19 protein-coding genes, 1 tRNA gene and 3 rRNA genes are annotated in these 24,449 nt (G+C 53.1%); 8 read left to right on the top strand and 15 right to left on the bottom strand.

Annotated elements, in window-relative coordinates:
- Positions 1 to 27: 27 nt before the first annotated feature.
- Positions 28 to 483, bottom strand: a complete 456-nt coding sequence (locus K0I63_RS15290) for a DUF4124 domain-containing protein (protein ID WP_220081567.1) — start codon at positions 481 to 483, stop codon at positions 28 to 30.
- 121 nt (positions 484 to 604) lie between these two features.
- Between K0I63_RS15290 and pssA the strand changes: the two genes are divergently transcribed.
- The 7 genes from pssA to rimI all read left to right on the top strand — a co-directional run bounded on the left by pssA (position 605) and on the right by rimI (position 9,564).
- A complete protein-coding gene (gene pssA, locus K0I63_RS15285) occupies positions 605 to 1,441 on the top strand; it encodes a CDP-diacylglycerol--serine O-phosphatidyltransferase (RefSeq protein WP_220043142.1) in 837 nt (278 codons plus the stop codon).
- Between the two features lie 758 nt (positions 1,442 to 2,199).
- Positions 2,200 to 3,744, top strand: a 16S ribosomal RNA gene (locus tag K0I63_RS15280).
- A 251-nt stretch (positions 3,745 to 3,995) separates the two neighbouring features.
- Positions 3,996 to 6,888 (top strand): 23S ribosomal RNA (locus tag K0I63_RS15275).
- Positions 6,889 to 7,011: 123 nt separating this feature from the next.
- Positions 7,012 to 7,127: ribosomal RNA gene (rrf, locus tag K0I63_RS15270) — 5S ribosomal RNA — on the top strand.
- Together the 16S, 23S and 5S rRNA genes form the textbook arrangement of a ribosomal RNA operon.
- Before the next feature lie 1,436 nt (positions 7,128 to 8,563).
- Positions 8,564 to 8,640 (top strand) — tRNA-Trp (locus K0I63_RS15265).
- Between the two features lie 146 nt (positions 8,641 to 8,786).
- A complete protein-coding gene (locus K0I63_RS15260) occupies positions 8,787 to 9,137 on the top strand; it encodes a hypothetical protein (protein WP_220081566.1) in 351 nt (116 codons plus the stop codon).
- Positions 9,121 to 9,564 (top strand): ribosomal protein S18-alanine N-acetyltransferase, encoded by a 444-nt coding sequence (rimI, locus tag K0I63_RS15255; protein ID WP_258406517.1) that lies wholly within the window; start codon positions 9,121 to 9,123, stop codon positions 9,562 to 9,564. The genes K0I63_RS15260 and rimI overlap by 17 nt, the downstream gene beginning before the upstream one ends.
- A 104-nt stretch (positions 9,565 to 9,668) precedes the next feature.
- Here rimI and lipA read toward each other — a convergent pair whose 3' ends face one another.
- The 14 genes from lipA to leuS all read right to left on the bottom strand — a co-directional run bounded on the left by lipA (position 9,669) and on the right by leuS (position 23,725).
- Complete coding sequence (lipA, locus tag K0I63_RS15250; RefSeq protein ID WP_011866739.1) at positions 9,669 to 10,634, bottom strand: lipoyl synthase; 966 nt, start codon at positions 10,632 to 10,634, stop codon at positions 9,669 to 9,671.
- 1 nt (position 10,635) lies between these two features.
- The gene (gene lipB, locus K0I63_RS15245; RefSeq protein ID WP_041406693.1) at positions 10,636 to 11,286 is read right to left on the bottom strand and encodes a lipoyl(octanoyl) transferase LipB; all 651 of its coding nucleotides are present in this window, start codon (positions 11,284 to 11,286) and stop codon (positions 10,636 to 10,638) included.
- Between the two features lie 95 nt (positions 11,287 to 11,381).
- Positions 11,382 to 11,648 (bottom strand): DUF493 family protein YbeD, encoded by a 267-nt coding sequence (gene ybeD, locus K0I63_RS15240; RefSeq protein WP_011866737.1) that lies wholly within the window; start codon positions 11,646 to 11,648, stop codon positions 11,382 to 11,384.
- Between the two features lie 134 nt (positions 11,649 to 11,782).
- On the bottom strand, positions 11,783 to 12,955 hold the full coding sequence (locus K0I63_RS15235) for a serine hydrolase (RefSeq protein ID WP_011866736.1): 1,173 nt from the start codon (positions 12,953 to 12,955) through the stop codon (positions 11,783 to 11,785).
- Positions 12,956 to 13,090: 135 nt separating this feature from the next.
- A complete protein-coding gene (locus K0I63_RS15230; RefSeq protein WP_220081565.1) occupies positions 13,091 to 13,888 on the bottom strand; it encodes a septal ring lytic transglycosylase RlpA family protein in 798 nt (265 codons plus the stop codon).
- Positions 13,869 to 14,876: a lytic murein transglycosylase B gene (gene mltB / locus K0I63_RS15225; protein WP_220081564.1), complete on the bottom strand. Its 1,008-nt coding sequence runs from the start codon at positions 14,874 to 14,876 to the stop codon at positions 13,869 to 13,871. Before mltB ends, K0I63_RS15230 begins: the two co-directional genes overlap by 20 nt.
- 11 nt (positions 14,877 to 14,887) lie before the next feature.
- Complete coding sequence (gene rodA / locus K0I63_RS15220) at positions 14,888 to 15,994, bottom strand: rod shape-determining protein RodA (protein WP_220081563.1); 1,107 nt, start codon at positions 15,992 to 15,994, stop codon at positions 14,888 to 14,890.
- Positions 15,981 to 17,864 carry a penicillin-binding protein 2 gene (mrdA, locus tag K0I63_RS15215; protein WP_220081562.1) on the bottom strand — a complete coding sequence of 628 codons (1,884 nt, stop codon included), beginning with the start codon at positions 17,862 to 17,864 and terminating at the stop codon, positions 15,981 to 15,983. Before mrdA ends, rodA begins: the two co-directional genes overlap by 14 nt.
- 77 nt (positions 17,865 to 17,941) lie before the next feature.
- Positions 17,942 to 18,412 (bottom strand): 23S rRNA (pseudouridine(1915)-N(3))-methyltransferase RlmH, encoded by a 471-nt coding sequence (gene rlmH / locus K0I63_RS15210; RefSeq protein WP_041509028.1) that lies wholly within the window; start codon positions 18,410 to 18,412, stop codon positions 17,942 to 17,944.
- Entirely contained in the window at positions 18,412 to 18,741 is a 330-nt protein-coding gene (gene rsfS, locus K0I63_RS15205; RefSeq protein WP_041407387.1) for a ribosome silencing factor, read from the bottom strand. Before rsfS ends, rlmH begins: the two co-directional genes overlap by 1 nt.
- 145 nt (positions 18,742 to 18,886) lie before the next feature.
- On the bottom strand, positions 18,887 to 19,528 hold the full coding sequence (gene nadD / locus K0I63_RS15200; RefSeq protein WP_220081561.1) for a nicotinate-nucleotide adenylyltransferase: 642 nt from the start codon (positions 19,526 to 19,528) through the stop codon (positions 18,887 to 18,889).
- Positions 19,529 to 19,539: 11 nt separating this feature from the next.
- Complete coding sequence (holA, locus tag K0I63_RS15195) at positions 19,540 to 20,571, bottom strand: DNA polymerase III subunit delta (protein ID WP_220081560.1); 1,032 nt, start codon at positions 20,569 to 20,571, stop codon at positions 19,540 to 19,542.
- Entirely contained in the window at positions 20,571 to 21,065 is a 495-nt protein-coding gene (locus tag K0I63_RS15190; RefSeq protein WP_220081559.1) for an LPS-assembly lipoprotein LptE, read from the bottom strand. Before K0I63_RS15190 ends, holA begins: the two co-directional genes overlap by 1 nt.
- A 68-nt stretch (positions 21,066 to 21,133) precedes the next feature.
- The gene (leuS, locus tag K0I63_RS15185) at positions 21,134 to 23,725 is read right to left on the bottom strand and encodes a leucine--tRNA ligase (protein ID WP_220081558.1); all 2,592 of its coding nucleotides are present in this window, start codon (positions 23,723 to 23,725) and stop codon (positions 21,134 to 21,136) included.
- 121 nt (positions 23,726 to 23,846) lie between these two features.
- Between leuS and K0I63_RS15180 the strand changes: the two genes are divergently transcribed.
- Complete coding sequence (locus K0I63_RS15180; RefSeq protein WP_011866725.1) at positions 23,847 to 24,347, top strand: zinc ribbon-containing protein; 501 nt, start codon at positions 23,847 to 23,849, stop codon at positions 24,345 to 24,347.
- The last annotated feature ends 102 nt before the right edge of the window (positions 24,348 to 24,449 follow it).

Here is a 24,449-nt window from a genome sequence, read left to right as displayed (position 1 = left end):
TTAGAAGGAGTGTATAAAGTAGCAGAGCTACTTGCCACAGAAGAGCTTAATGCGCTGTTTCTGCGCGGCGATCTCTGACTGCCTGTCTTCCTCTGTCATACGCACCATTTCACCATTTTCTTCATTCTTACGTGTCAGGCGAGTATGGGTCTCAAGCACATTTAACTGATGCTTGGCATTTTCGCAGATGGCCTTGGCCTGTGCCTTATCTTTCTCATTGATTGCCTCGGCGGCTAATGCGGCCTCGCTCTTCTGCTCGCCCTGTTTTTCGACGACCTTAGGTGCGGTGAAGCCAACCTTCTTCTGTTCGATATCTTCGCTATAGAGTTTTTCTGTCTTTGCCTCGGGGGGCTTTTCCTGACTGTAGTGGGTGACACCGTTTTCGTCCACCCACTTATAGATGGTCGTTGCAAATGCTGGGGCGCAAAGGAATAGGCTTAACAGTGCGCTGAGATAAAATTTTCCGGTCATCATAGTATCCATATCTAGGCCGGGAGAGAGTGCAGGAGTGACTCATCTGCCAACAATTAGAGGTCCGTATAAAAAGTGAGCTTAAATCTGTGTTATCTTTTTATTTTATCAAGATAACCTTGCTCCTTAGTATATGCAAAATTTAAACAAAGAGACGGTGAAGAACCGCGGTATCTACCTTTTACCTAACCTGTTCACCACGGCGGGATTGTTTTCCGGCTTTTATGCGGTGATCGCCTCCATGAATGGTCACTTCGAGGCTGCAGCCATTGCCATCTTCGTCGCCATGATCTTCGATGGCCTCGATGGCCGTGTCGCCAGGATGACCAATACCCAGAGTGCATTCGGCGCCGAATATGACAGCATGGCCGACATGGTCTCCTTCGGGGTGGCCCCGGCGTTAATCGCCTATAACTGGGCCTTGGCCGATCTGGGCAAGGTAGGTTGGTTGGCGGCATTTATCTATTGTGCCGGCGCCGCGCTCAGGCTTGCACGCTTCAATACCCAGGTCGGCGTCGCAGATAAGCGCTACTTTCAGGGGTTGGCGAGCCCGGCCGCCGCGGCAATTATTGCCGGCGCCATCTGGACAGGCACCTATTATGAGATAGAGGGTCAGCAGGTCAGCATACTGGCGCTGTTAATGACAGCTGGTGCCGGTCTCTTGATGGTGAGTAACTTCCGCTACTACTCTTTCAAAGACTATGACTGGCGAGGCCGGGTTAACTTCATGGTGATCCTGGCCCTGGTGGGCTTGTTTGTGGTGGTTTCGGTTCAACCGGCCACTATTCTGTTTATCGTCTTTAGTCTCTACGCACTCTCTGGTCCCATCTACACCATACGCACGGTGAAGAAGTTAAAGGTGAGCCATGTGGTGGGCGATGAGAACGAAACCGATATAGATATTACTCAAGAGACTGATGAATCTAAACAAACTGAGCAAGATGATTCAGATGCCGATAAGAAGCAGTAACCCATAAGCTTATATTCTAAGCCTATACCCATATAAGTAGCCAAAAGAAGGCGACACAGAGATAAGGCGACATAAGGGGGCTTGCTATATAGTGTAAATAAGCCAACAGGGCAGCCTTGCAATCAGGCTGCTCAGATTTTTGGCAGAGTCGAATTTTTTGTGCCAAACTTATTTTCCGGTTTCAAACAAGCGAGTCGCCCAATCGATAGTTTGTGGTGTTGTCGTTACTCGCATGTTGCCTTTGTGTGTGGCTTTTCGCTGAATCTATCTCGTTTTGCATGTTTTTTGTTCGATCGATGTTTTTCGTTAAAAAAGCCCTTGCGCAAAAGATTTGGCTCCCTATAATGCGCTCCCACTGACACGGCAAACGGCGCTACTTACCAAGTGAGTAGGTAACGAATGTCGAGTCAAGGCGATAAGCGGTTCGAGTTTTTAAGCCGGTAGTTACAACGCGAAAGCACAGTAATTAACCACTTAAAAATCTTTTGAAAAAAGCGCTTGACGCCGACAGGGAGAAGCGTAGAATACGCAGCCCTAGCCCGCTGGAGTCCAGTATGAGGCGAACGTTCTTTAACAAGATAAAACAAGAAATCTGTGTGGACACTCGCAGGTATTGAGTTAATCGAAAACGATTTAAATCTCAATGCAACGATGAGTGTTCATAGCAATATGTACAAACATATAGATGATTCTTCCGAGTCATTTATGTGAATCAGAATTCATTGAGTCGTTTGGCGCAAGCCAAACACAAAAACTTTTAATTGAAGAGTTTGATCATGGCTCAGATTGAACGCTGGCGGCAGGCCTAACACATGCAAGTCGAGCGGTAACAGGAAGAAAGCTTGCTTTCTTTGCTGACGAGCGGCGGACGGGTGAGTAATGCCTAGGGAACTGCCCAGTCGAGGGGGATAACAGTTGGAAACGACTGCTAATACCGCATACGCCCTACGGGGGAAAAGAGGGGATCTTCGGACCTTCTGCGATTGGATGTACCTAGGTGGGATTAGCTAGTAGGTGAGGTAATGGCTCACCTAGGCGACGATCCCTAGCTGTTCTGAGAGGATGATCAGCCACACTGGGACTGAGACACGGCCCAGACTCCTACGGGAGGCAGCAGTGGGGAATATTGCACAATGGGCGCAAGCCTGATGCAGCCATGCCGCGTGTGTGAAGAAGGCCTTCGGGTTGTAAAGCACTTTCAGCGAGGAGGAAAGGTTAACGGTTAATACCCGTTAGCTGTGACGTTACTCGCAGAAGAAGCACCGGCTAACTTCGTGCCAGCAGCCGCGGTAATACGAGGGGTGCAAGCGTTAATCGGAATTACTGGGCGTAAAGCGTACGCAGGCGGTTGATTAAGCGAGATGTGAAAGCCCCGGGCTTAACCTGGGAACTGCATTTCGAACTGGTCAACTAGAGTCTTGTAGAGGGGGGTAGAATTTCAGGTGTAGCGGTGAAATGCGTAGAGATCTGAAGGAATACCGGTGGCGAAGGCGGCCCCCTGGACAAAGACTGACGCTCAGGTACGAAAGCGTGGGGAGCAAACAGGATTAGATACCCTGGTAGTCCACGCCGTAAACGATGTCTACTCGGAATTTGGTGTCTTGAACACTGGGTTCTCAAGCTAACGCATTAAGTAGACCGCCTGGGGAGTACGGCCGCAAGGTTAAAACTCAAATGAATTGACGGGGGCCCGCACAAGCGGTGGAGCATGTGGTTTAATTCGATGCAACGCGAAGAACCTTACCTACTCTTGACATCCAGAGAACTTTTCAGAGATGAATTGGTGCCTTCGGGAACTCTGAGACAGGTGCTGCATGGCTGTCGTCAGCTCGTGTTGTGAAATGTTGGGTTAAGTCCCGCAACGAGCGCAACCCTTATCCTTACTTGCCAGCGGGTAATGCCGGGAACTTTAGGGAGACTGCCGGTGATAAACCGGAGGAAGGTGGGGACGACGTCAAGTCATCATGGCCCTTACGAGTAGGGCTACACACGTGCTACAATGGTCGGTACAGAGGGTTGCGAAGCCGCGAGGTGGAGCTAATCTCACAAAGCCGGTCGTAGTCCGGATTGGAGTCTGCAACTCGACTCCATGAAGTCGGAATCGCTAGTAATCGTGGATCAGAATGCCACGGTGAATACGTTCCCGGGCCTTGTACACACCGCCCGTCACACCATGGGAGTGGGCTGCACCAGAAGTAGATAGCTTAACCTTCGGGAGGGCGTTTACCACGGTGTGGTTCATGACTGGGGTGAAGTCGTAACAAGGTAGCCCTAGGGGAACCTGGGGCTGGATCACCTCCTTACCTATACGATTGACTGATATTTGTTGAGTGTTCACACAGATAACTTGTTCTTGTTAGAGCGAGTGGCACGTCCGAGCGGCGATGCTTGTTCTTTAAAAATTTGGAAAGCTGATAGTAATAACCGAAAGGTTATTGCGAAAAATAATTGAGTTCTCAAAACACACTTTAATCAAGTGACTTGAGTATTCTTTTGGCGAAAGTAGAAACCGTTAGTTGCGATGCAGCTCAGATGAAACTCATTTGGGTTGTATGGTTAAGTGACTAAGCGTATACGGTGGATGCCTTGGCAGTCAGAGGCGATGAAGGACGTAGTAACTTGCGAAAAGCGTTGGCGAGCTAGTAACAAGCATTTGAGCTAACGATGTCCGAATGGGGAAACCCGGCACCATAAGGTGTCATCACTAAGTGAATACATAGCTTAGTGAGGCGAACGAGGGGAACTGAAACATCTAAGTACCCTTAGGAAAAGAAATCAACCGAGATTCCCCTAGTAGCGGCGAGCGAACGGGGATTAGCCCTTAAGCCTAGAGGGTGTTAGTGGAATGTGTTGGAAAGCACAGCGATACAGGGTGATAGCCCCGTACATGAAAACTAACTTTAGGTGAAAACGAGTAGGACGGGACACGTGATATCTTGTTCGAATATGGGGGGACCATCCTCCAAGGCTAAATACTCCTGACTGACCGATAGTGAACCAGTACCGTGAGGGAAAGGCGAAAAGAACCCCTGTGAGGGGAGTGAAATAGAACCTGAAACCGTATACGTACAAGCAGTGGGAGCGGTTCTTGAGACCGTGACTGCGTACCTTTTGTATAATGGGTCAGCGACTTACATTTTGTAGCGAGGTTAAGCGAATAGCGGAGCCGTAGGGAAACCGAGTGTTAACTGCGCGTTTAGTTGCAAGGTGTAGACCCGAAACCCGGTGATCTAGCCATGGGCAGGTTGAAGGTTGAGTAACATCAACTGGAGGACCGAACACACGTATGTTGAAAAATGCGGTGATGACTTGTGGCTGGGGGTGAAAGGCCAATCAAACCGGGAGATATCTGGTTCTCCTCGAAAGCTATTTAGGTAGCGCCTCGAGCGAATACCATTGGGGGTAGAGCACTGTTAAGGCTAGGGGGTCATCCCGACTTACCAACCCTTTGCAAACTCCGAATACCAATGAGTACTACTCGGGAGACACACGGCGGGTGCTAACGTCCGTCGTGAAAAGGGAAACAACCCAGACCATCAGCTAAGGTCCCAAAGTTATTGCTAAGTGGGAAACGATGTGGGAAGGCTTAGACAGCTAGGATGTTGGCTTAGAAGCAGCCATCATTTAAAGAAAGCGTAATAGCTCACTAGTCGAGTCGGCCTGCGCGGAAGATATAACGGGGCTAAGCAATACACCGAAGCTATGGGTACTAGCGCTTGCGCTGGTGCGGTAGAGGAGCGTTCTGTAAGCCGTTGAAGGTGAAGGGGTAACCCACGCTGGAGGTATCAGAAGTGCGAATGCTGACATGAGTAACGATAAAGGGGGTGAAAAACCTCCTCGCCGAAAGACCAAGGGTTCCTGTCCAACGTTAATCGGGGCAGGGTGAGTCGACCCCTAAGGCGAGGCCGAAAGGCGTAGTCGATGGGAAACGGGTTAATATTCCCGTACTTCTGCTAACTGCGATGGAGAGACGGAGAAGGCTAGGCTAGCGCGGCGTTGGTTGTCCGCGTTTAAGGCTGTAGGTAGGGTACTTAGGCAAATCCGGGTACCTAATACTGAGAGTTGATGACGAGTCACTACGGTGATGAAGTAGTTGATGCCATGCTTCCAGGAAAATCTTCTAAGCTTCAGGTTAGTAGGAATCGTACCCCAAACCGACACAGGTGGTCGGGTAGAGAATACCAAGGCGCTTGAGAGAACTCGGCTGAAGGAACTAGGCAAAATGGTACCGTAACTTCGGGAGAAGGTACGCTCCTGTTGGTGATGAGACTTGCTCTCTAAGCTGACGGGAGTCGCAGATACCAGGTGGCTGCAACTGTTTATCAAAAACACAGCACTGTGCAAAATCGCAAGATGACGTATACGGTGTGACGCCTGCCCGGTGCCGGAAGGTTAATTGATTGGGTTATCTTCGGAGAAGCTCATGATCGAAGCCCCGGTAAACGGCGGCCGTAACTATAACGGTCCTAAGGTAGCGAAATTCCTTGTCGGGTAAGTTCCGACCTGCACGAATGGCGTAATGATGGCCACGCTGTCTCCAGCCGAGACTCAGTGAAGTTGAAATTGCGGTGAAGATGCCGTATACCCGCGGCTAGACGGAAAGACCCCGTGAACCTTTACTATAGCTTGGCACTGAACATTGACCCTACATGTGTAGGATAGGTGGGAGACTTTGAAGCGGGAACGCCAGTTCTCGTGGAGTCATCCTTGAAATACCACCCTTGTAGTGTTGATGTTCTAACTCTGGCCCCTGAATCGGGGTTGAGGACAGTGCCTGGTGGGTAGTTTGACTGGGGCGGTCTCCTCCCAAAGAGTAACGGAGGAGCACGAAGGTTGGCTAAGTACGGTCGGACATCGTACGGTTAGTGCAATGGCATAAGCCAGCTTAACTGCGAGACATACACGTCGAGCAGGTGCGAAAGCAGGTCATAGTGATCCGGTGGTTCTGAATGGAAGGGCCATCGCTCAACGGATAAAAGGTACTCCGGGGATAACAGGCTGATACCGCCCAAGAGTTCATATCGACGGCGGTGTTTGGCACCTCGATGTCGGCTCATCACATCCTGGGGCTGAAGTCGGTCCCAAGGGTATGGCTGTTCGCCATTTAAAGTGGTACGCGAGCTGGGTTCAGAACGTCGTGAGACAGTTCGGTCCCTATCTGCCGTGGGCGTTGGATGATTGAAGGGAGCTGCTCCTAGTACGAGAGGACCGGAGTGGACGAACCGCTGGTGTTCGGGTTGTCATGCCAATGGCATTGCCCGGTAGCTACGTTCGGAATCGATAACCGCTGAAAGCATCTAAGCGGGAAGCGAGCCCTAAGATGAGTCATCCCTAGACCTTTAAGGTCTCTAAAGAGCCGTCCGAGACTAGGACGTTGATAGGCAGGGTGTGTAAGCGTTGTGAGGCGTTGAGCTAACCTGTACTAATGACTCGTGAGGCTTAATCATACAACCCAAAAGGGTTTCGTAAGATGGTTTTACGTAATCAAAAGAATACAAAAGTACTTGATTGAAGTGCGAACTCAGATTGACTCTTAGATAAGAGTACAGCTTTCCGAATTTCCAAATTTGTCTGGAAACCATAGCATTGTGGTCCCACCTGATCCCATCCCGAACTCAGAAGTGAAACGCAATCGCGCCGATGGTAGTGTGGGGTCTCCCCATGTGAGAGTAGGTCATTTCCAGACGCCTAATAAACGAGAAATCCCCAGCACACTGTGCTGGGGATTTTTTCGTTTAACAGCTTTTGAAATATCTACTCGAACATGGGGAATATAAAGAGCCCGAACGTAGTGAGGTGCATTTCCATGTGAAGTAGGGTGAAGCTCTTGCGTTTATCAAACAAAGTTTGATGCAAGGGCTGAACGCGGAGAGCTCTGCTCGAAGCTGGCCATGACAGGCGCCTTTTCTCTGTATTCATTAGCCCCCCAGCTTGCAGCCTAGCTGCTTCGTGCCACAAGCTGCGCTTGATAAACGGATGCCTTACACCCCATGTGAGATAGATGGGAGTTAGTATCTGATGTCTGACTCGAAGCTGGCGATGACAAGCGCCTAATCCCGATGTCGGTCGATAAATACTCCTTATATATAGATACTTCCGCCATCCATGACGGTCGCCCACCGCTGAGCTTGGGCATAAACTGCATCCTGCGTTTATGGCATTCGGCACATCCATGTGCCTTGCCCCGGTTCACAGCCTGGCTGCTTCGCGCTCCTGTCATCCATCAAGCTTCGCTTGATAAAAGATTGCCTTACGTCTCCATGTGAGATTGGGCGATTTAGTATCTGGTATCTGGTATCTGGTATCTGGCTAGGAGCTGGCTATGTAAATGCCTTTCTTTTATTTGTAGCGACTGCTCAGTCTGTGCTTTGCGCTACAAAGGCCTTGGATGCTGCGCATCTATAGTAGGACTTCTCTGCTCCACGTGAGAAACCTTCGGCGGATTCCATTTTTCGAGATATGACTAGATAGCGGTTTCCTAGCATTCAACCCTGTAATCTGTGCTTCAGCCGTCTAGTTAAAATGGACCTATATCTCCCTCTATATCTTCAACCCTTTGTTCTATATCGACGCTTCGATTATTTAAGGCGAATGCCTTCTCGTGAGGTGGAGGGCTCGCAAGAACATCTGTTTTTGCGCTGTTGCTATTTAGTGTCTTGGCCCTATTTTGTTCTCATATGGTGGCTTGGTCACTAAAAGCTGATGTATTGATCTGTGGAATAGCTAGTAAGGTTTTCGTTTGTGGTGCCTAGGATAGAAAGAGGAAGGTGCGGGTAGCAGGTCTCTATGTATTTGTCCCCTAATGCTAGTCTCGAAGAGGCTCGATGCAAAATTATGTAGGCTTTATTTTGGATGCTATAGGCCGGGCTGTTATTTGCCTACGAAGGTAATCATTAATAGAACTTGCTTGGGGGATTTCAGGCTCGATATGCCATTAATCAGTGACGTATAACGTCATTAAAAGCAGGTTGAATGATGGTATGGATGGCCATTTTTTGAGTGGGAAAGTGAGGATATGACTTAATATTCGCTATCTTGCATGAAAAAGCCGCAATTGAGCGAGTTAGCCATAAAAAGTCCTTTACCTTTGGGAGGGGTTTTAGCATAATGCCCCACGTCAACAGGGGTGTAGTTCCAATTGGTAGAACAGCGGTCTCCAAAACCGATGGTTGCGGGTTCGAGTCCTGCCACCCCTGCCACATTCTAGAAAAGCCGTTCAGAAATGAACGGCTTTTTGCTTTTCTGAGTTTTATCATTTCACTCAAGTTCATATAGTCTCTGGTCGTCGTGACACTCGCCTGGGCAGAGGTTATCCTTAAGGGGTTAGCATTTGTCTGGAGGCGATTTGGAACCGAGTGCATATTTAGATGTGATGGGTATAACCCGCTGGGTAGAGAAGGGAGCCGAGCTTCCCCTGTACCATATTCTTGTGGATCGAGGCGCGAGCGTCTCAGGTGACCACCCGCTTATCCGCCAGGTATTGGCGCTCTTTCCCGAGCAGGATAAGCAGGTCGTCGTCAGCGATTCGCTTAGCAGCACCAAAGAGGTGTTTTGGGATATGCGAAGTCTCAGGTTACCTAAGCTGGCATGTGCCATCAGCTCTGCACCTATAGCCGTTCTCGAGCAAGAATCTAAGGCCAAGCGCGAGCTATGGCAGCATATTTGGGAGAGCGATGCCTATGACGCTAACGCTTAAGACGCTGACCAAAGAAGACGCTCCTAAGTTGCATGAGCTGGAGTCGGCCTGCCATAGTTTCCCCATGTCCCTGAGTAACCTTGAGACCTGTTTCGGGCGTTTCTACCATGTTATCGGTCTCTATGATGATGAGACGCTGTTGGGCTTCAGCATTCTGCATCAACTGTTCGAAGATGCCACCCTGATGGATATCTGCGTCAGGCCAGACGCTCAGGGGCAAGGTTTGGGTAAGCGCCTCACCGAGGCGTTAATCGAGCTGGCAGCCACTCAGGGGGCCGAACGTATGATGTTAGAGGTGAGAGCCTCTAATGAAAGGGCAATCGCCTTATATCGCCAGATGGGCTTCGAGCAGACGGGAATGCGGGCCAACTATTATCAGCTGGAACAGGGGAAAGAAGACGCTATCTTGATGGAGCGTTTGTTCTAGCCGTTTGGGTTTGTACTCGGGAATAAAAAAATAGCGCCGCAAGGGCGCTATTTTTGTTTCTAAGCGTTGAACGCTAAAGACAATTGCGTGCCTAAGGCCTTAGGTTATTTAACCTCTTTACCTTGGGCCTGCAGGTCGGCGTGGTAGCTAGAACGCACCATAGGACCACAAGCGGCATGGGTAAAGCCTATCTCTTCGGCATAGTCTTTCAGCTCGTCAAACTCGGCTGGCGGCACGTAACGCTCTACCGGCAGGTGGAATTTAGAAGGCTGCAGGTATTGACCGAGTGTCAGCATCTCAACATTGTGCGCACGCAGGTCGCGAAGCACCTCGGCGATCTCTTCGTTGGTCTCACCCAGACCCATCATCAGGCCCGACTTAGTCGGAATATGTGGGTGTTGTTCTTTGAATTTCTTCAACAGATCCAGTGACCATTGGTAGTTCGCCCCTGGACGAGCCTTACGGTAGTGCTTAGGCGCAGTTTCCAGGTTGTGATTGAAGACATCGGGTGGCTCTGTGGCCAGAATCTCCAAGGCGGCGTCGATGCGGCCCCTGAAATCGGGCACCAAGATCTCAATCTTGATCTCTGGGTTGAGCTTACGGATCTCGCGAATACAGTCGGCAAAGTGCTGGGCACCACCATCACGCAGATCGTCACGATCCACAGAGGTGATCACCACATATTTCAGCTTCATGTCTCTGATGGTTTGTGCCAGTTTTACCGGCTCTTCGGCATCAGGCTTGAGTGGACGACCATGGGCCACGTCGCAGAAGGGGCAGCGACGGGTGCAGATGGCGCCCAAGATCATGAAGGTAGCGGTACCATGGTTAAAACATTCGGCAAGGTTAGGGCAGGAGGCCTCTTCACATACAGAGTGCAGACCGTTCTTACGCAGCGCCTGTTTGATGTCGACGATACGTTGATTCGATGCCGGGAGCTTGACTCTCAACCAATCGGGTTTGCGTAGCATGGTTTCGCGCTCGGAAGGCACGACCTTGACCGGAATACGAGAGACCTTGTCGGCATCGCGTAACTTGACTCCGGGTTGTAATCTTTCAGGCCTACTCATATTAGTCTGTTAACCCTTGATGATGTTCTAGATGTTGATAGCCCAATTCTTGGCTAAAGGTTTGTATCAGTTTCTCGCCGGCTTCTTCGACGCTTTGGGGCCCCTTGAGCGGCTTACATTGAGCCATCTCTAATCCGGCATAACCGCAGGGGTTGATGCGCTGAAAGGGGGACATATCCATATCGACGTTCAGGGCCAGGCCGTGGAAGGAGCAGCCTTTACGGATCCGCAGACCCAGAGAGGCTATTTTGCGCTCCTCGACATAGACGCCAGGAGCGTCGGCCTTGGGATAGGCTTCGATGCCATAGAGGGCGAGCATCTTGACGATACTCTGTTCTATGTCGGTCACCAGTTGGCGAACGCCGATTTTGAGGCGTTTGATGTCCAGTAGTGGATAGGCGACTAGCTGTCCTGGGCCATGGTAGGTCACTTGGCCACCACGGTCGACTTGAATGACGGGGATATCGCCGGGGTTGAGAATATGCTCACTCTTGCCTGCCTGGCCTTGCGTGAACACCGGAGGATGTTCGACTATCCAAAGCTCATCTCGGCTCGTTTCATCGCGATTATCGGTATATTCCTGCATGGCGTGCCATACCGACTCGTAATCCTGGCGACCAAGATGACGAATATGTAAAACCGTATCTTTCAAGGGCAACCTCTCCCCTCAGCGTTTAAGTGCGCCTATTATACGCGCGAAATCAGGAAATGTAAGGTAGATCACATTTCCTACCAGGAGGGCGCATCTTAGAGGACGCGCTTAACCCCTTCGATAGCCGCTAACTCGATGTAAAGCAGTTCGATCTGCTCTTTACTGTGAACCGTTACCTTGACGGTGATCGAATGATAGCTGCCTTTGCTTGAGGCCCTGGAGGTTGGCATATAGTCGCCTGGCACGTGACGCTGCACAACGGCAACAACGTCATCGGCGAGTGTGTCTCTGGCGTCGCCCACGACTTTGAAAGGGAAGGCCGCGGGGAAGTCTAGGAGTTCATGAAATTTGGTGTCTAACATAGGTGTCTATCTCTTGCCTAACTTAATGGCTATAAAATGGGGGTTATTATACCTAATTCAAGCCTGAGAGGCTAAAAACAAAAAAGTCACCCTTAGGTGACTTTTTACTATCTCATGCATTTGTCGCTGTGGAATTAGTTAAACCAGCTGGCAAACATCTGCTTAAAGTAGTCCATCAGCTTGCTGAACCAGCTGCCTTCGTTCACCTCTTGCAGGGTGACCAGCGGGAACTGGGCAATGTCTTTGCCGTTAAGCTGGAAGTAGATGCGGCCTACTGTCTCGCCCTTGGCGATAGGGGCGGTCAGCTCCTTGTTCAACTCGTAGTTGGCTTCGAGGTTTTTCGCCTGGCCACGGCTGATGGTGATAGGGGTATCTGTCAGCACGCCCAGATCCACTGATTCTCTGTCACCGTACCAGATCTTCTGGGTCACAAAGCTGTCGCCTGCCTTGTAGGGGGTGATGGTCTCGAAGAAGCGGAAACCATAGTTGAGTAGTTTCTTGCTCTCGGCCTTACGGGCCGACTCGCTGGCGGTGCCCAAGACTACAGACACCAGGCGCATGCCATCTTTGGTCGCCGAGGTCACCAGGTTATAACCGGCGCCAGAGGTGTGGCCCGTCTTGATGCCATCGACGTTCAGGCTCTTGTCCCACAGCAGACCGTTACGGTTGTACTGCTTGATGCCGTTATAGGTGAAAGACTTCTCCGAGTAGACGCGGTACTCCTCGGGTACGTCGCGGATCAGCGCGGCTCCCAGTAGCGCCATGTCGTAGGCTGTGGTCTTGTGATTTTCCGAGTCCAGACCATGGGAGTTCTCGAAGTAGCTGTCACGCATGCCCAGCTGCTTGGCCCAGGAGTTCATCAGATCCACGAAACCATCTTCTGTGCCGGCAATATGTTCGGCCATGGCGACACAGGCATCGTTACCCGATTGAATGATGATGCCGCGGTTGAGCTCTTCGACAGAGACCTGCTTGCCCACCTCGATAAACATCTTGGAGGAGTCGGGGAAATTCTTCGACCAGGCATTCTTACTGATGGTCACCTTGTCTTGTGGTGAGATGTTGCCCACCTTGATCTCGTGGCCTATCACATAGCTGGTCATCATCTTGGTCAGACTGGCCGGGTTCAGGCTCTCATAGGCATTCTCTTCGGCGATGATCTGGCCCGAGTTGTAATCCATCAGGATAAAGGCTTTGGCTGCCACCTTAGGTGCATCAGGCGTAACAACGGGTGCCGCGTTGGCTGCCGTGATAGAGAGAGAGGAGACAAGGAGGAGTGTTTTAAAGCTGTGATTCAGTAATTTCATATTATCAAGGCACGTCTTTTGGTTGAATGCAAAAATTTGGGCGCTATGTCGGGCGAGTATAACATTAGTCGACCATCGAAATCAGTGAAGGTTCCTTAATCTTAAGGAAAAGCGCACCGATTTCGGGTCGTTACCTTATTCTGTCACCAGATAGCTCTGGGGGTAGCCGTTTTGCTGCAGTGTCTGATGCAGCTGGGCGGCGATCTGCTGGCGTCCTATGGGGCCGAGTTGCAGGCGATAGAGGTTGCCGCTCTGCTGGATACGGGTCTGCACCTGATATTGGTCCGCCAGGGTCTGTGCCAGATGATCGATGCGCCCCTTATCTGAGGAGGCGATCACCTGCACATAGTGAAGCTTGGTTTCCTGCAGTGCGGCCAAAGCCACCGACTCGGGATTTTCGATGTAGATCACCTCGAGCTGCACCTTGGCCGTGCCCGTCTTGAGCATGTCCAGGCGATGCGCCGCGGCGTAGGAGAGATCTATGATACGGTTATCGTGGAAGGGGCCGCGATCGTTGACCCTCACCACTACCGATTTGTCGTTGGCCAGGTTAGTTACCTTCACATAGCTCGGCAGTGGCAGCGTCTTATGGGCCGCCGACATGGAATACATGTCGTAGGTCTCGCCATTGGAGGTGAGGTGACCATGAAACTTGGCGCCATACCAGGAGGCGATGCCCGTCTTCTGATAGCCTTTGCCTGTGTCGAGCACCCGGTAGGTCTTGCCCAGTACCGTATATTCCTTGCGGTTGCCGCCGCGGCTGTAGGGCTCAAACTTAGGGTGAGCATCTTCGACCTTGGAGACGTCGGGCGCGTCGGTCGGCGCTAAGTCGTCGGCAATCTTATATCGGCCGCTCTGCGACGAGCAGCCCGCCAAAACCAGTAGCAGGATGAAGGAGAGCAGTGACAGGGCGTTACTGTTTCGCATAAGCATCTTTAAGTTGTTGGCTAAATTGATACACCGCCATGGCGTATAGCGGGCTGCGGTTGTAGCGGGTGATCACGTAAAAGTTGTTCAGTCCCAGCCAGTAGTCTTTGCCGTCTTGCTGCTCAAGCTCAACCAGTAGTGCGGGTTGTTGCACGTCGAGATCGACATTCTGTGCCAGGGAGATGGTTGGCGACAGGATGTCGGCAACCTTATAGGAGAGCTTCTCACCGGACCAGGCTTTGAGATGCGCGGGCAGATGATGTGTGGTCAAAGGTAGTGTGACTAGGGCGCCTTTCTGCCAGCCATGTTGATGGAAATAGTTGGCGACACTGCCGATGGCATCGACCGGATTGCCGACCAAGTCACGGCGGCCGTCGCCGCTAAAATCCACCGCGAAATGACGATAGCTGGAGGGAATGAACTGGCCATAACCCATGGCGCCGGCGTAGGAGCCTTTTAGCGAGCTCAGGTCCAGTTTTTCCTCTTTGGCCAGGGTCTGTAGCTGGGCCAGTTCCTTGCGAAAGAAGTCGGCTCGTGGCGTGTAATGAAAGCCCAAGGTGTAGAGGGCGTCTATCACCGGATAGGTGCCCATGTAGCCGCCGTAGAAGGTCTCGATGCCGATAATGGCAACGATGATCTCAGGATCTACCTGGTAGGTCTTTGCCGCCTTGGCGATGGTCGCATCATGGGTGCGCCAGAAGGACAGTCCCTTTTCCAGACGCTTATCTGTCAGGAAGATGGGGTGATATTGAAACCAGGGCTTGGCTTCCCAAGGGGTGGTGATGGCGTCGATCACCTTCTGGTTGTACTGTGCGCTACTGAGAAAGCTGTCTATCTCTGCCTGGGTGAAGCCGGCGCCGAGTTGCTGCTCGGTGAAGGCTGTCTTCAATTCACTGATATCACCTTCTTGGGGGATCACCTTGTCATCGGCCTGGGCCAGCAAGCTGGCGCCGCCCAGCATCAGGGTGAAAAATAGCTTTGAAACTGGTTTCAAATCGTCTTCCTTTAACGGTCAATGAATCGTCTATGGGTATGTATGCTCATCAGGATGCCGAAGCCTGTCATCAGGGTCAGCATAGAGGTACCGCCGTAACTGATGAGAGGCAGGGGCACACCGACCACGGGGAGTAGCCCCGATACCATGCCAATATTCACAAAGACATATACAAAGAAGGTTAAAGTAATACTGCCAGCGAGTAAACGGGCAAAACTGGTTTGCGCGCGCGAGGCGATCACCAGGCCGCGGCCGATCACATAGAGGTAGAGGCAGAGCAGAATAAGGCTGCCGATCAGGCCAAACTCCTCGCCGATAACCGCGAAGATGAAATCTGTGTGGCGTTCAGGCAGGAACTCCAGCTGAGACTGAGTGCCGTCGAGCCAGCCCTTGCCCCAGATCCCACCGGAGCCGATGGCGATCTTGGACTGAATAATATGGTAGCCGGCGCCCAGTGGGTCCTTTTCCGGATCCAGCAGGGTCAATACCCGGGTACGTTGATAATCGTGCATCAGGAAGAACCAGAGCACAGGCAGCATGGCTAGCACGCCGCCGATGAAGCTGCCGACGATGGCCCAGCTCATGCCGGAGAGAAACAGCACGAAGATCCCTGAGGCCGCCACCAGGATAGAGGTACCGAGATCCGGCTGCTTGGCAATCAAGAGTGTCGGAATGAGCAGAATTACCCCGGCACCGGCCAGATAACGCTTCTTCGGCGGCAGGGGAAACTTACTGATATACCAGGCCATGGTGATGGGGAAGGCCAGCTTAATCAGCTCTGAGGGCTGAAACTCCATGAAGCCCAGGTTGAGCCAGCGCTGGGCGCCCTTGTTAATCTCACCGAAAAAATGCACCCCTAGTAGCAAGATCACCCCGGCAATATAGATGGGGAAGGCCCAGCGCCTGAGCACCTCGGGGTTGATCTGGGCGACAAACAGCATGATCCCCAGCGACAGTCCCATGCGGATCAGCTGACGCTCCATCAGCGCTATATCTTCGCCACCGGCGGAATAGATGACGAACAGGCCATAGCACATGAGTGCCAGTAGCCCAAGAAGCAGTGGCAGGTCGATATGCATGCGCTGCCAGATGTTGGGTCTATGGCTATGGGCGTTCATTGTGTGGGCTCCCGGCGGTTTCTAAGGGCAGGTTGTCGCGAAGCATATACTCATCCAGCAGGGCGCGGGCCACGGGGCCTGCGTTGGCGCCACCCCAACCGGCGTTTTCCAGTACCACTGCCAGCACGATACGCGGCGCCTCATAGGGGGCGTAGGCGACGATCAAGGCGTTGTCCCTCAGGTGTTCGTCGATATTTTCGGCGTCATACTTTTCATCTTCGGCTACACTGAAGACCTGGGCGGTACCCGTCTTCATCGCCGCGGTATAGCCGGCGTCGACGAAGCGCGACTTATGGGCGGTATCTCTCATCGCCTCGTTGATGATCTGCCAGTTGTGTGGACTCTTAAGCACCACGGGCGCCATCTTATCTACCGGCGTGTCGACCTTGACGGTATCATTTTTGATCGACTTCAGCAGGTGCGGCACGAAACGTTCGCCCTTATTGGCCATGATGGCGGTGGCGTTGGCCAGCTGCAGGGGTGTTGTGGTCCAGTAACCCTGGCCGATCCCCACCGAGATGGTATCGCCGATATACCAGGGCTGATTATATTTGAGGCGCTTCCAGTCCTTGGATGGCATGTTACCGGCCGATTCCTCGAAGATGTCCACGCCGGTGCGCTCGCCAAAGCCGAACTGCTGCATGAAGTTGCTGATCTTATCTATGCCTGTCTTGTAGGCCATGTCGTAGAAGTAGGTGTCACAGGAGTGCACCAGGGCGCCGTTGACATCGACCCAGCCGTGGCCCCAACGTTTCCAGTCGCGATACTTGCGCTCGACACCGGGGATCTGCCAAAAGCCTGGGTCCCACACCCGGGTCTTAGGGGTCACTACCTTTTCTTCCAGGCCCAGCAGCGCCATGTGAGGCTTCACCGTCGATGCCGGGGCGTACTGCCCCTGAGTAGCGCGGTTGATCAAAGGGCGTGAGCGGGCGTTGAGCAGATCGCTATAGGCCTTGGAGCTGATGCCGTGCACGAACTGGTTCGGGTCATAGCTGGGGCTGGAGACCATGGCCAGTATGCCACCGTCGCGGGGATCGATAGCCACGATTGAGCCGCGACGACCCGCCAGCAGTTCCATCGCCTTCTTCTGCAGCTGAAGATCCAGGGTCAGGTAGATGTCCTGGCCCGGCTCTGGCGCCACAGATTTAAGGGTGCGAATGGTGCGGCCGCGATTGTTGACCTCTTCTTCGAGATGACCCGGCATGCCGTGCAGCAGGCTCTCATAAAACTTTTCGATCCCCTGCTTGCCGATATCCTTGGTGGCGGCGTAGTTTTGCCACTGGCCGTTGCGCTGCAATGCGGCCTGATCTCGGTTGTTGATGCGGCCCACATAACCCAGCACATGGGTCAGCAGCCCATCGTAGGGGTAGTGGCGTTTCAGGCCCGCGTCGATGGAGAAGCCAGGGAATCTGTGTTGGTTCACGCTAAAGACCGCCACTTCCTCCTCCGACAGGCGGTTCTTGACCGTTATCGGCTTGAAGCGGCGATGGTATTTGAGGGAGGCGACCAGGCTTTCTCTGTCATCCTTGCTGAGCTCGACGACCTTGGCGAGTTCATCCAGGGTCGCGGGAATGTCTTTGACCTTCTCGGGGATCAGTTCCAGCGAGTAGAAGGGCTGATTCTCCGCCAACAGTTGGCCGTGTCTGTCGTAGATCAGGCCGCGGCTTGGCGCCACTGGCACGACACGGATGCGGTTGTCGTTGGAGCGGGTCTCGTAGTCTTTGTAGGACAAGACTTGTAGATGATAGAGGTTGCCCAGCAGTATGCTCAGTAGGATTATCACACAACCAAAGGTGAAGATGGCGCGGCGTTTGAACAGCGAGGCTTCGGCTGCATGATCATGCATGGCCATCCGTTTACGTGGCGCCAATTATACTCTCTCCGGCAGTATGTTGGTTGTCACTATCATCGTCTATCCCTCGATTGACTCGAGTATCGCGCGGCGCACTACTCTCTATGATACGGGTGGTTGTTGTTGATGCTCCAGGCACGGTATAGGCTCTCGGCCACCAAGACGCGTACCAAGGGGTGGGGCAGGGTCAAGGCCGATAGACACCAGCTCTGATTCGCCGCCTGTTTACAGGCGGGGGCCAGTCCCTCGGGGCCGCCGATAAGCAGGCTAACATCGCGACCGTCCAGTTGCCAGCGATTGAGCTGAGTGGCAAGCTCGGGCGTGGTCCAGTTTTTTCCCGGTAGATCTAGGCTGACGATATGGTTTCCCTTAGGGATAGCCGCCAGCATCTGTTCGCCCTCTTTGTGCAAGATGCGGGCGATGTCGGCATTCTTACCGCGCTTGCCGGCAGGGATCTCAATAAGTTCGAACGCCATGTCCCTGGGGAAACGGCGCTGATATTCTTCGAAACCTGTGGTGACCCAGGCGGGCATGCGAGTGCCCACGGCAACGAGTTGTAACTTCATTAAGCTGGCTTTTCAGACCACAGCTTTTCAAGCTGATAGAAGTCGCGGGTCTTGTCTTGCATCACATGAACAATCACGTCGCCTAGGTCGACCAGCACCCATTCGCTGCTGTCACGGCCTTCGACGCCATGGATATGTAGGTTGGCACGTTTGGCCTCGAGTACCACGTTCTCGGCGATCGCTCTGACGTGGGTCTTAGAAGTACCCGAACAGACCACCATATAGTCGGTCACATTCGACTTGTCGGTGACTTCCAGTACTACAACATCTTTTGCTTTTAAATCTTCGACCTTGTCGACTACAAACTGTTTAAGCTCGGCGCTTTGCACGCTAAATTCCTCATTCATTTTTAACAGCGAGGCAGTATAACAGGTTATGCCCCTAAAGTAATTGCTAATAGCGGTGCGCGAAATGCCTGTCTGCACCCTAACCGGCGTGAGTTTGGCTAAAGGTTGAAGCCTTGTTATCTGGCTGTTAGCGATAGAGCCGATGGGCGGCGATATAGTCGGCGATAGCTTGCGGCATGGCATCGGTCGCCAGCTGATTTTGGGCCAGCTGCTGGCGAATCTCGGTAGAGGAGTAGGGCTGAGGTGTGATGGTCACCGGGAAGATGAGACCGGCGTAGCAATCTGACTCGGCTGCCTTATCAAGCCCCGCCTTGTCTGCGCGGCGGGTATTAAGCTGTGTGGCCATCTCGCTGTCATCAGCAAGTGTCCAGCCGGGGCGCTGACAGACGGCGATATGACACAGGTCGAACAGCTGTTGCCAGTGATACCAGGTCGGCAGGCCGACGAAGGAGTCCATCCCCATGATAAACACCAGTTGATCCTGGCCGTGGGTCTGACGCAGGTGCTTCAGGGTCTCTACCGAATAGGAGGGCTGGTCGCGGTTTGCCTCTATGTCACACAGCTTGAGTTGCGGGTATTGCTGACACACCAGCTGGGCCATCGCAAGGCGATGCTGAGTCGAGGTGTTGGTGCCGTCCTTGTGGGGCGGAATATGGTTGGGCATCAGCCAGACTTCGTCGAGTCCCAGGGCGGCCTGTACCTCAAGCAATGGCTTGATATGACCATAGTGAATGGGGTCGAAGGTGCCGCCCAGTATGCCAATCTTCATCTTGCTTATCCCTAGCCGAGTTCGATATGGCTAAGATGAGCGTGGGCCTTGGGATCGTACAGCAGGCAGAGGTGACTCATGGCGGTCCAATCCTCAGCCCCCTGCTGCTTGAGCTTTAGCTCGATCTTCGAGGCGCTGGCCAGAGCCGTCTCTATCTGACTTAGGCTCAGGCGCGACAGCGCGCCCTGATATAGTCCCTTGCGTTTGTCCCAGATCCTGAACTGACTCCACAGACTCTGTAGTGGCGTTCCCGCCTCCTGGGCCTGCTTGAGCTGTAACAGTGTGGTCAGCTCCTTAAACTGGCCCCATAACAGTATCGGCAGGGCCGTGCCCTCGGCCTGGAGCTGGGCCAGGATATGCTGGGCCTTCTCCTGTTGATTAGCCAGCAGGCAATCGGCCAGCTGAAACACGCTGAAACGGGACTGATCTTCGAAGTAGTTTTGCAGTTGCTCGCTGGTGATCTGGCTGCTGGGGCTGAGCAGCATCAGTAGCTGTATCGCCTGATCCGCCGCCAGCAGGTTGCCTTCATACAGACTCAGCAACAGCTGCTGGGCGTCCGGAGTCAGGTTTAGCCCTGCCTCGCGAATGCGGGTCTGTAACCAGCGCTGAAACTGTGGCCCTTCTGGCGTGGCACAAGGGATATAAATCCCTTTGTCATCCAGCTGCTTAAACCATTTCGATTTGGTCTGTTCGCTAGCAAGCTTTGGCCCTGTGATCACCAGCAGAATATCCGGATTCACCTGCGCCATCAGACTCTGTAGCTGGCTACTGCCCTCGCTGCCGGGTTTGGCCTGGGGCAGGTGCAGCTCTATGATGCGGCGACTGGCGAACAGGCTCATGGTATTCCACTCATCCTGCAATTCACGCCAGTTAAAGCCAGTCTCCTGAGTGAGCACTATGCGCTCCTCGAAACCTTCTCGCTTGGCCTGATCGAAGATCGCCCGCTTGCTGGTTTCACACAGCCAAGGGTCATCACCAAAGATGAGATAACAGGGCTTGAGCGGCGAGAGCTGCTTGGCGAGTTGGTCCGGGTAGACGCGCATCAGTTGGTCTCGATAGAGGCCAAGATCTGGATGATCTGGTCGGCGGCCTGGATGCGCATCTCTTTTACGAGCAGCTCCATCTCACGGCTCTTTGCCAGTGCGGTGCGGGGATCGTCGAGGTAGTCGCGGTGAATGTCGACATCGAAGGCCTTGGCCTCGCGCTCGGGATACTGCACCGCGAAACGCACATGATAGTTGAGCTCATACTCCGCTACATTCCCTGTGGGGTAGAGGGAGAGGGTGCTTCTGTCCAGCGAGTCGTTGAGGATCCGCACGGTAGGCACGCTGGCGTCATCTTCCACCACTGCGATGCTGTTGAGACGCAGGCGTTCGCGCACCAGGCGGGTCAGCTCGCTGTATTCGTCCTGGCTGCTCAGGGTGAGCGTCTTAAGAGAATCTGGGATCGAGTAGCTGCGCTGAAGTTTAAAACCACATCCGGCGCTAAGCAGCACCGAGAGGGCTAAGATTGCAAAACATAAGCGTTTAATAAGCATAGGCTAAGCCATCTATTTCCATGTTTGATAAGACTCGGCCACCAGAGGTGGCCGAGTAAAGCGGGCAATTAGTTGGCTACGATATTGAGTAGCTTACCAGGTACATAAATCACCTTACGTACCGTCTTGCCTTCGGTGTGCTTGATAACGCCTTCCTCTGCCATACCGGCGGCTTCCACCGTCTCTTTGTCGGCGTCGGCGGCCACTGTTACCTTGGCGCGTAGCTTGCCATTCACCTGTACTATGATCAGCTTGCTGTCTTCGACCAGCGCCGACTCATCGACGACTGGCCAAAGCACGTTTTCAATCGTCTCTTCGTGACCCAGTGCCTGCCACAGCTCGAAGCTGGTGTGCGGGATGATAGGGTAGAGCAGACGCACCACGGCGCATAGGGCTTCCTGCATCAGGGCTCTGTCTTGCTCGCTCTCCATCGGCGCCTTTTGCAGACGGTTCATCAGCTCCATCACAGAGGCGATGGCGGTGTTGAACATCTGACGACGCTCAATATCGTCACCCACCTTGGCAATGGTCTTGTGCAGTTCACGACGCAGCTCTTTTTGAGCGCTATCGAGTGAGGCAACATCCAGGGCAACAGTTGGGCCTTGTGACACATGGTCATGGGCCAGTTTCCACAGACGCTTGATGAAGCGGTGAGCTCCTTCGACGCTCGACTCTTGCCATTCCAGGGTCAGCTCTGGTGGCGAGGCGAACATCATGAACAGACGCACGGTATCGGCGCCGTACTTGTCCACCATCTCTTGCGGGTCGATACCATTGTTCTTCGACTTAGACATCTTGCTCATGCCGGTGTAAACCAGTTCATGACCTTGGCTGTCGACGGCCTTGACGATACGGCCCTTGTCGTCGGTTTCGGTAACCTTGGCATCGTTTGGCGATACCCACACGCGGGCACCCTTGTCGTCTGTGTAGTAGAAGGCATCGGCCAGCACCATGCCCTGGGTCAGCAGACGCTTGGCTGGCTCATCGCTGTTAACCAGGCCGATGTCACGCAGCAGCTTGTGGAAGAAGCGGAAGTAGAGCAGGTGCATACAGGCGTGCTCGATACCACCGATATATTGATCCACCGGCAGCCAGTAGTTGGCCTTGGCCGGATCCAGCATCTGGTCGGCCTTAGGGCTACAGTAGCGGGCATAGTACCAAGAAGACTCCATGAAGGTGTCGAAGGTATCGGTTTCTCTGAAGGCTTCCTGACCGTTAACCTGGGTCTTGGCCCACTCTTTGTCAGCCTTGATTGGGCTCTGGATACCATCCATGACCACATCTTCTGGCAGGATCACCGGCAGTTGATCTTCAGGCGTTGGCATTACCGTACCGTCGGCCAGGGTGACCATAGGAATTGGCGCGCCCCAGTAACGCTGACGGGAGACACCCCAGTCACGCAGACGATAGTTCACCTGACGCTTACCCTTGCCTTCGCTGGCCAGCTTAGCGTCGATGGCATCGAACGCCGCCTGGAAGTCCAGGCCGTCAAGCTCTGGGAATGAGTCGCCAGAGTTAAACAGGATCCCCTTCTCTGTGTAGGCTTCTTCGCTGATATCCAGCTCGCCATCTGCAGGCTTGATCACGCCTTCGATCGGCAGGCCATACTTAGTGGCAAATTCGTAGTCGCGCTGGTCGTGACCCGGTACCGACATCACGGCGCCAGTACCATAGTTCATCAGCACGAAGTTAGCGGCCCAGATAGGCACCAGCTTGCCTGTCAGCGGATGGATGGCCTTAAGGCCTGTGTCGACACCCTTCTTCTCCATGGCGGCCATGGCGGCTTCTGTGGTGTCGGCGTTCTTGCACTCTTCGATAAACTCGGCCAGCACAGGGTTGTTCTCGGCCGCTTGCTGCGCCAGCGGGTGACCGGCGGCGATCGCCACATAGGTCACGCCCATTACTGTGTCTGGGCGAGTGGTATAGATGTCGAAACTCTGATCGCTACCCTCGACCTGGAAGGTCATCTCGATGCCTTCGCTGCGGCCGATCCAGTTGCGCTGCATCGTCTTGACCTGCTCTGGCCATTCGTCCAGCTGGTCTATGTCGTTCAGCAGCTCTTCGGCGTAGTCGGTGATCTTGATGAACCACTGAGGGATCTCTTTTTGCACCACTTGGGTGTCACAGCGCCAGCAGCAGCCGTCTTGAACCTGCTCGTTGGCCAGTACGGTTTCATCGTTTGGACACCAGTTAACCGAGGCGGTCTTCTTGTAGACTAGGCCCTTCTCGTACAGCTTGGTGAAGAACCACTGTTCCCAGCGGTAGTACTCAGGCGTACAGGTGGCGATCTCACGGCTCCAGTCGTAGCCGAAACCCAGCATCTTCAGCTGGTTTTTCATGTAATCGATGTTTTCATAGGTCCAAGGGGCTGGCGCCGTCTTGTTGTTGATGGCAGCGTTCTCAGCAGGCAGACCGAAAGAGTCCCAACCTATGGGTTGTAATACGTTTTTTCCTTGCAGACGCTGGTAACGGGCAACGACATCGCCTATGGTGTAGTTGCGGACATGGCCCATATGCAGTCGGCCAGAAGGGTATGGAAACATAGAGAGACAGTAAAACTTCTCTTTGCTTTCGTCCTCGGTTACTTCAAATGTTTTAGTGTCTTGCCAGTGCTGCTGCACCTTAGCTTCAATCTCTGAAGGTAGATATTGCTCTTGCATTGATGATTCCCGGCCATGCCGCCTATTTATTTGATCTTGCGCATCTTGCGCGCGAGTTAGATCTGCATAGAATAAACTAGAAGTGAGTCATTAAAAAGGTTCGCATGAAGGAGTATAGAACATGAGTGAAAGAAGTACCGAGTTGCTAGCGCTTTACCAGGCCCTATTCGAGCAGGTGAAATCGGATTTCTCTGAAGATAACTCAATGACTGCAAAGGAATTATATAAGACCGTCACGGCGAGTAAGGAGTTCTTGCTGCTCAAAGAGCAGGCCAAGGAGGAGGAGCTTGCCCTGGTGGAAGAATTTTTAAAGCGTGATATCGGCAGCTACCTGGCCGAAAAGAACGCCACGGATCTCAGCCACAGCCCCACAGTCATCGCCGCCGAGAATACCCTGTGGCATTGGTTGAGTGAGATTACCGACAGGAGCCAGGTGGAGTGGCACGAGGTGACCCAAGACTTCAAACATCACGGCTATTATCAGAGCGGCGAGATAGTGGGTCAGGGGGTGATGGTCTGCACCGGCTGCGGCCATGAGATGCGCATCGAATTCCCCGGGGTGATCCCCGACTGCCCCGAGTGCGATGGCGATCAGTTTACCCGTGAGGCGCTGGCACCTTAATCTGCTGAGCGCTTGATGCCTGAGCGCCAGACCCATAAGCATCTAACCTGAGTTGTGAGTCTAACCGGCTCACAAAGAAATCCCCGCGATAGCGGGGATTTT

The sequence above is a fragment of the Shewanella rhizosphaerae genome, assembly GCF_019457655.1.
GTDB classification, from domain to species: Bacteria; Pseudomonadota; Gammaproteobacteria; order Enterobacterales; family Shewanellaceae; genus Shewanella; species Shewanella loihica.
This window is presented reverse-complemented; position numbering and strand designations above follow the sequence as displayed.

Coding starts and splice junctions, on each gene's coding strand:
- K0I63_RS15290 (WP_220081567.1), bottom strand. CDS start 483: ATGGATACTATGATGACCGGAAAATTTTATCTCAGCGCACTGTTAAGC.
- pssA (WP_220043142.1), top strand. CDS start 605: ATGCAAAATTTAAACAAAGAGACGGTGAAGAACCGCGGTATCTACCTT.
- rimI (WP_258406517.1), top strand. CDS start 9,121: ATGACGCTAACGCTTAAGACGCTGACCAAAGAAGACGCTCCTAAGTTG.
- lipA (WP_011866739.1), bottom strand. CDS start 10,634: ATGAGTAGGCCTGAAAGATTACAACCCGGAGTCAAGTTACGCGATGCC.
- ybeD (WP_011866737.1), bottom strand. CDS start 11,648: ATGTTAGACACCAAATTTCATGAACTCCTAGACTTCCCCGCGGCCTTC.
- K0I63_RS15235 (WP_011866736.1), bottom strand. CDS start 12,955: ATGAAATTACTGAATCACAGCTTTAAAACACTCCTCCTTGTCTCCTCT.
- K0I63_RS15230 (WP_220081565.1), bottom strand. CDS start 13,888: ATGCTTATGCGAAACAGTAACGCCCTGTCACTGCTCTCCTTCATCCTG.
- rodA (WP_220081563.1), bottom strand. CDS start 15,994: ATGAACGCCCATAGCCATAGACCCAACATCTGGCAGCGCATGCATATC.
- rlmH (WP_041509028.1), bottom strand. CDS start 18,412: ATGAAGTTACAACTCGTTGCCGTGGGCACTCGCATGCCCGCCTGGGTC.
- nadD (WP_220081561.1), bottom strand. CDS start 19,528: ATGAAGATTGGCATACTGGGCGGCACCTTCGACCCCATTCACTATGGT.
- holA (WP_220081560.1), bottom strand. CDS start 20,571: ATGCGCGTCTACCCGGACCAACTCGCCAAGCAGCTCTCGCCGCTCAAG.
- K0I63_RS15190 (WP_220081559.1), bottom strand. CDS start 21,065: ATGCTTATTAAACGCTTATGTTTTGCAATCTTAGCCCTCTCGGTGCTG.
- leuS (WP_220081558.1), bottom strand. CDS start 23,725: ATGCAAGAGCAATATCTACCTTCAGAGATTGAAGCTAAGGTGCAGCAG.
- K0I63_RS15180 (WP_011866725.1), top strand. CDS start 23,847: ATGAGTGAAAGAAGTACCGAGTTGCTAGCGCTTTACCAGGCCCTATTC.